The organism is Streptomyces niveiscabiei, assembly GCF_001419795.1.
In the GTDB taxonomy this organism is placed as follows: domain Bacteria; phylum Actinomycetota; class Actinomycetes; order Streptomycetales; family Streptomycetaceae; genus Streptomyces; species Streptomyces niveiscabiei.
Genome location: NZ_LIRL01000534.1, coordinates 1 through 5,680, shown reverse-complemented (window position 1 = coordinate 5,680; position 5,680 = coordinate 1). Strand labels below are relative to the sequence as shown.

The window sequence follows — 5,680 nt, the reverse complement described above, 5'->3', positions numbered from 1 at the left end:
GGTTGATCTCTTGAGGCTGCGCCGGAACACGCAGCCTCAAGAGATCAACCGGCACGCGTGCGCACGAGGCGTCGGGGCACGCGGGCCTCGCGGAGTGTTACGCGCTGATCGGGCGCGCCCATGTCGGTGTCGCCCCTGTCAGCCGGCACAGGGCCAGGTACAGCGGTATCGGCGGCGTGTACGGGACGGTTCCCGTCGGCCGGTTGATGAGGGTGAGGGTGTGCGGCGTGTCGGGAAGGACCGCCCCGGTCGCGTACTGCGCGGGCGCGGGCCACTCGACGGCGTAGTCGGAGTCCGCGGGGACGAGCCACCACCAGTGCGTGTCGTCGGCGTACACGCACCCCACGCGCGGGAGGCGCGGCATCAGGAGGGGGCCCAGGCGCGCGGGTACGGCGACGGCGTCGCAGCCCAGGGGGACCGTCATGCCGTCGGGGACGGGCAGGCGCGCGGGAGCGCCGGGCGTGTGTGTGAGGTGGCGGCCGACTCGGACGAGCGTGTTCATGGTGAGCACCGGACCTTCGGCGGACGGGGCGCTCACGCCCTGCCCCGCTCCCGGCCACGCTCGCCTGCGCCGGGAACTCCCGGTTGCGACGTCGCGGTGGCCGAACCGGGGTGCGAGCGCCAGCTGGTGGAGTCGCCGTCAGGGCTCTGGGCGTGCTGCCTGCGGCTCGGATGCCCCGGAAGCGCAGGGGGCTCGGGGTGGGTGTGCGGCGGATGGTGCGGAAGGAGGGGCGCGGGCCGCTGCGCCTGCGCGGGATGCGCGGTGTGGGACGGCCGGGCCGACGCCTCGGCGGCGTACCGCGAAGCCCCGCCCGGATCTGCTGCCGCCCGCTGTGTCACCACCCGCTCGTCCAGGTTCCCGCCCGCACCCGTGGGAGCCGCCTTGCCGGCCTCGCCGTCGTGGGGCGTGGGTTCGTCGGACGGGTTCGGCTTCGGGCGGGCGCCCCAGCCGAGGTCGTTGTGCGGGGCACTGGCGCCTCGGGCGAGCTCGGCCCACACCACGAGGCCGGGGCCGTGCTCCTGGGCGCCCCAGGCGCGGCACAGGGCGTCGACGAGGAGGAGGCCGCGGCCGTGTTCCTCCTCGGGGAGCTGGGGGGACGGACGAGGTTCACCCGGCGCGCACCCTTCGTCACGCACCGCGATACGCAGCGTGTCCGCGCCGTCCTGGAGCTCGCACACGACGACCCCGCCGGCCGTGTGCACGATCGCGTTGGTGACCAGCTCGGTGATGACGAGGGCGGCCGAGTCGCACGTGTCCTCGCACACCGACCAGCCGCTCAGTCGGGCCCGCACCAGGCGTCTCGCCTGGGCCGGGGAACCCGGATGTGCGGCCAGCTCGAACCGGAACCGGCGCTCGGCAGAGGTCTGGTCAGAACCTGCTCCCGGCGCGGCACCGAGACCGGCGGGGCGGCCTGCGGCGGCGTCTGTTCCTAAAGGCGCGGACGGAATCACGCTTGCCACTATCGCCCCGCCGTGAACACTTGGCAAGTGTCACTCTGAAAATTGCAGAGTGCTGCGCGACGCGGTGGGACGCCGTGGCACACTGCTCGCAACAGCACGTAGAGCGGCGCCGATTGGGACCCCGGAGGGCCGTCGCCCACGCACGGACGTACATCGCCGTACGCGCGCGTGGCGGCCGTACAGAACTCCGCGAGGTCTCCGAACGGCGCCGCAGGGCTGTCGGGAATCTTTCCGGCCGGCAGTCCGCGTGGCCGCCGCACGGCCGCCGTGCGGGTCAGGAGAACAGTCGGGGACGTTCGTGGAGTTTCGTGGAGGTGGAGCGTGAGCGAGCCGCGGTCCGCGCCGACCGTGGGACAGGTCGTCCTCGGCCGGCGCCTGCTGGACCTGCGGGAACGCGCAGGGCTCAAGCGCGAGGAGGCCGCCAAGGTCCTGCGCGTCGCGCCCGCCACGATCCGCCGGATGGAGAACGCCGAGGTCGCGCTCAAGATCCCGTACCTGCAACTGCTCCTGAAGGCGTACGGCGTCGCGGGCGACGAGGCCGAGGGCTTCGTACGGCTCGCCGAGGACGCCAACCGGCCGGGCTGGTGGCAGCGGTACCACGACGTCCTGCCCGGCTGGTTCTCCATGCACGTCAGCCTGGAGGGCGCCGCCTCTCTGATCCGCCAGTACGAGCCGCACTTCGTCCCCGGACTGCTCCAGACCGAGGACTACGCGCGCGGGGTGCTCGTCTCGGGCGCGATCGCGCAGACCCGGCCGGAAGACATCGACCGTCTCGTCGCCCTGCGCATGCGCCGCCAGGATCTGCTCACTCGTCCCGACGCGCCCCGGATATGGGTCGTCATGGACGAGACGGTGCTGCGCCGCCCGGTCGGCGGCCCGGAGGTGATGCGTGCGCAGATCGACAGACTGCTCGACGCCGCGAAGCTGCCCAACGTGGTGCTCCAGGTCGCCCCGTTCGCCAACGGGCCGCACCCGGGCACGTACGGGCCCTTCGTGCTGTTCCGATTCGCCATGCCGGAGCTTCCGGACATGGTCTACAGCGAGTACCTGACCGGCGCGGTCTATCTCGACGCGCGTGAGGAGGTGGCGACACACCTCGAGGTCATGGACCGCATGGCGGCGCAGGCCGCTACGGCACATCGCACGAAGGAGATCCTCCGGGATCTCCGCAAGGAGCTGTAAATGAAGCGCATCTCGTCCTCTCCCGCCCCGCGGATCTACAACGGCATGCCCGCGCGGGAACTGGGCAACGAGGGCTGGCACAAGCCGTGGAGCGGCGGGAACGGGGGGAACTGCCTGGAGGCGATGAAGCTGGAGGACGGCCGGATCGCACTGCGCCAGTCCACCGATCCGGACGGACCCGCGCTGATCTACACCCCGGCCGAGATGACGGCGTTCATCGAGGGAGCGAAGGCGGGTGAGGCGGACTTCCTGCTCTCCTGAACGCCTTGTTCATGGGTCCGGATCATGTTCGGTGACTTCCTTTTTGTTTGCTTTTCGCACCTCTCTAAAATTGACTGCTCGACCCACATTGATCAGTTATGACCGTATCGACCGCCCTCTAGGCAGGTGACCTACAGCCACGACCACATGCGGCGCGGGGCGTCCACCAGACGACTCAGCGCGACCACCGGGAACGGCGGTTGCTCGGCCTCGTGCCGCTCCAGGCTCAGCCCGTAGTAGATCTGCTCGATCGACGGCGGCCCGACCGCGAGATTGCGCCGGACCGCCGCCGACGGGGACTCCTCGCCGGTCTGCACCAGATACGCCGCCGCCATCGTCCCCGTACGGCCCACCCCCGCGCCGCAGTGCACGAACACCCGCCCCGGCGCGTCCCGCACGACCGCGAGGAACCGCCGCACCTGCGCCTGCGTGGGCGTCTGCCCGTCCCGCACCGGCAGGCGTACGGCCGTGAGCCCCGCCTCCCCCGGTTCGGCGAGCTGCGCCGCGCTCAGGTCCTCCGCGCGCAGGTCCACGACCGTCGTGAACCCGAGCCGCCTCAGCTCGCCGTACCCGTCCGGCTTCGGCGCTGCGCCCCGCCACAGCCGGCCCTCGGTGTCCACCGGCTGGAAGTGATGAACCCCACGCAGGTCGTGCGTCCCCGGCGGCGTCGCGGTGTCCTCGCGCGCGAGGTACGACAGCCCGAGGATGCCCAGCGCGCCGGTCGCCCAGAGCGCGAGATACCCCACCGCCACGATCAGCGATCCGCGCAGCACACGCCTGCGGATCCGCCGTGAGGGTCGTGAGGGCGAAGACGGGGAGGGGGAAGGTGCGACGACGACGGCCATGGGCAACCCGGGGGTGTCGGGAACGGGGGACGTTTTCGCATGGTAACCCGATGGGGTGAAGAAGTGACGAGAGTGTACAAAACGGCAAGATTGGGGGAAGGTGGCGCGCTACGGCGGCGGCAGCACCGCGCACAGCGCCCCCAGCGCCCCCTCGTACGCGTGCTCCGGCGGCGTGCCGTACCCCACCACGAGACCGTCGCCCAGCGACCCCTCCGCCGCCGGGTGCCGGAACCCCGCGAGGCCCTCCAGCGCGACCCCGCGCGCGGCTGCCGCCTCGACCGTCGCCCGCTCGGTGCCGTCCGGTAGCCGCAGCACCGCGTGGAGCCCCGCCGCGACCCCGCTGACCCGGATGTGCGGCGCCCGCTCGGCCAGCGCCCCGACGAGCCGGTCACGCCGCGCGCGGTACCGCTGCCGCATCCGGCGCACATGGCGGTCGTACGCCCCCGACACGACGAAGTCGGCCAGCGCCAGCTGCTCCGGGACGCCCGACCAGGCCTCGCGCTCGCCCTTCGCCTCGCGCACGGCGCCGACCAGGTGGTCCGGCAGCACCAGCCAGCCCAGCCGCAGGGCCGGCGACAGGCTCTTGCTGACCGAGCCGACGTACACGACCCGCTCCGGATCGAGGCCCTGGACGGCGCCGACGGGACGGCGGTCGTAGCGGAACTCCCCGTCGTAGTCGTCCTCCAGGACGATCGCCCCGCGCGCGCGTGCCCAGTCGGCCACCGCCGCCCGGCGCTCCGGGTGCAGCGGGCCGCCGGTCGGGAACTGGTGGGCCGGCGTGAGCAGGACGGCCCGCTCCCGCCCCAGCAGGTCCACGCGCGCGCCGTGGTCGTCCAGGGGCAGCGGTACGGTCCGTACGCCCGCGTCCGCGAGCAGGTCCTGGTGGAAGGCCAGCCCGTACGACTCGACGCCCACCGGGCCGCGCAGCACCCCGCCCCCGCCCTGGCCGAACAGCAGCCGCAGCGCGTGCGCGAAGCCGGCGCAGACCACGATCCGGTCCGGCTCGGTGCGCACCCCGCGCGCGCGTGCCAGGAACTCCGTCAGCGCCTCCCGCAGCTCCCGCCGCCCCGCCGGGTCCCCCGGCCCGAACGCCTCGCTCGGCGCGGCCTGCAACGCCCGCCGGTAGGACGCCAGCCAGGCCGCGCGCGGGAACGACGAGGCGTCCGGCGTACCCGGCCGCAGGTCGTATCGCGGGCCACGCGCGCGTGGAGGGCCACTTACGGCCGGTTTCCCGGCGTGTCGCAGGGGCTCCGTACGGTCCGCCACGCGCGTCCCCGACCCCTGCCGCGCGGTCAGCCAGCCCTCGGCGACGAGTTCGGCGTACGCGTCCGCCACCGTGTTCCGGGCCACCCCGAGGTCGGCGGCCAGCGAACGGTACGGCGGCAGCCGGGTCCCCGGCGCGAGCCGGCCACTGCGGACGGCGTCCCGCAGCGCACCGGCGACAGCGGCCCGGCGGCCACCCGGGCCCGACACGTCGAGATGCAGGTCGGAGCCGATGCGCCGGGCGGAATTGACCCATGAATTCGCCATGGAAATGCACCCTACAGAGGGGCTTTACGGGGCCTAGATTCGAGGCATGACGACGCAGACGGTCACTGACATCGACACCACCGGCATCACCGCCGCCGACATCGAGGCGGGTGTCGCCGCCGCCGAGGCCGCCCGCACCCGGCTGGACTTCGCCAGCGCCTCCCGCAAGACCTACCGGGCCGTCGTGGCCCTCGGCATGGCCGCGCGCGAGGGACTCGACCCCGCCCTCGTCGAACTCGTCCAGATCCGCGCCTCGCACCTCAACGGCTGCGCCTACTGCCTCCACATGCACACCAACGACGCCCGCAAGGCCGGTGAGCACGAGGACCGCCTCCACCTCGTCCCCCTCTGGCGCGAGGCCCGCCACTTCTACACCCCGAAGGAGCGCGCGGCCCTGGCCC

At 73.1% G+C, this 5,680-nt stretch carries 6 protein-coding genes and 1 pseudogene; 3 read left to right on the top strand and 4 right to left on the bottom strand.

From position 1 onward, the window contains the following. Positions 1 to 97: 97 nt before the first annotated feature. Complete coding sequence (locus AOK24_RS25350) at positions 98 to 502, bottom strand: hypothetical protein (RefSeq protein WP_055722386.1); 405 nt, start codon at positions 500 to 502, stop codon at positions 98 to 100. 386 nt (positions 503 to 888) lie between these two features. Further along, positions 889 to 1,488: pseudogene (locus AOK24_RS49800) on the bottom strand (ATP-binding protein); the annotation flags it as partial. 294 nt (positions 1,489 to 1,782) lie between these two features. On the opposite strand from AOK24_RS49800, the gene AOK24_RS25340 reads away from it, so the two are divergent. Both AOK24_RS25340 and AOK24_RS25335 read left to right on the top strand, forming a co-directional pair. Continuing rightward, the gene (locus tag AOK24_RS25340; protein WP_055722385.1) at positions 1,783 to 2,643 is read left to right on the top strand and encodes a helix-turn-helix domain-containing protein; all 861 of its coding nucleotides are present in this window, start codon (positions 1,783 to 1,785) and stop codon (positions 2,641 to 2,643) included. Then, entirely contained in the window at positions 2,644 to 2,904 is a 261-nt protein-coding gene (locus tag AOK24_RS25335) for a DUF397 domain-containing protein (RefSeq protein WP_010352518.1), read from the top strand. It begins immediately after the preceding gene. 131 nt (positions 2,905 to 3,035) lie between these two features. On the opposite strand, the gene AOK24_RS25330 is transcribed toward AOK24_RS25335, so the two are convergent. Then, positions 3,036 to 3,677, bottom strand: a complete 642-nt coding sequence (locus AOK24_RS25330; protein ID WP_240554118.1) for a protein-tyrosine phosphatase family protein — start codon at positions 3,675 to 3,677, stop codon at positions 3,036 to 3,038. 180 nt (positions 3,678 to 3,857) lie between these two features. Then, a complete protein-coding gene (pdxR, locus tag AOK24_RS25325) occupies positions 3,858 to 5,279 on the bottom strand; it encodes a MocR-like pyridoxine biosynthesis transcription factor PdxR (protein ID WP_055722383.1) in 1,422 nt (473 codons plus the stop codon). Between the two features lie 46 nt (positions 5,280 to 5,325). Between pdxR and AOK24_RS25320 the strand changes: the two genes are divergently transcribed. Further along, a partial coding sequence (locus AOK24_RS25320; protein WP_055722382.1) for a carboxymuconolactone decarboxylase family protein occupies positions 5,326 to 5,680 on the top strand: 355 nt, incomplete at its 3' end.

Bases quoted from the DNA above. Each gene is read 5' to 3' on its own strand.
- AOK24_RS25350 (WP_055722386.1), bottom strand. From the start codon at position 502: ATGAACACGCTCGTCCGAGTCGGCCGCCACCTCACACACACGCCCGGC.
- AOK24_RS25335 (WP_010352518.1), top strand. From the start codon at position 2,644: ATGAAGCGCATCTCGTCCTCTCCCGCCCCGCGGATCTACAACGGCATG.
- pdxR (WP_055722383.1), bottom strand. From the start codon at position 5,279: ATGGCGAATTCATGGGTCAATTCCGCCCGGCGCATCGGCTCCGACCTG.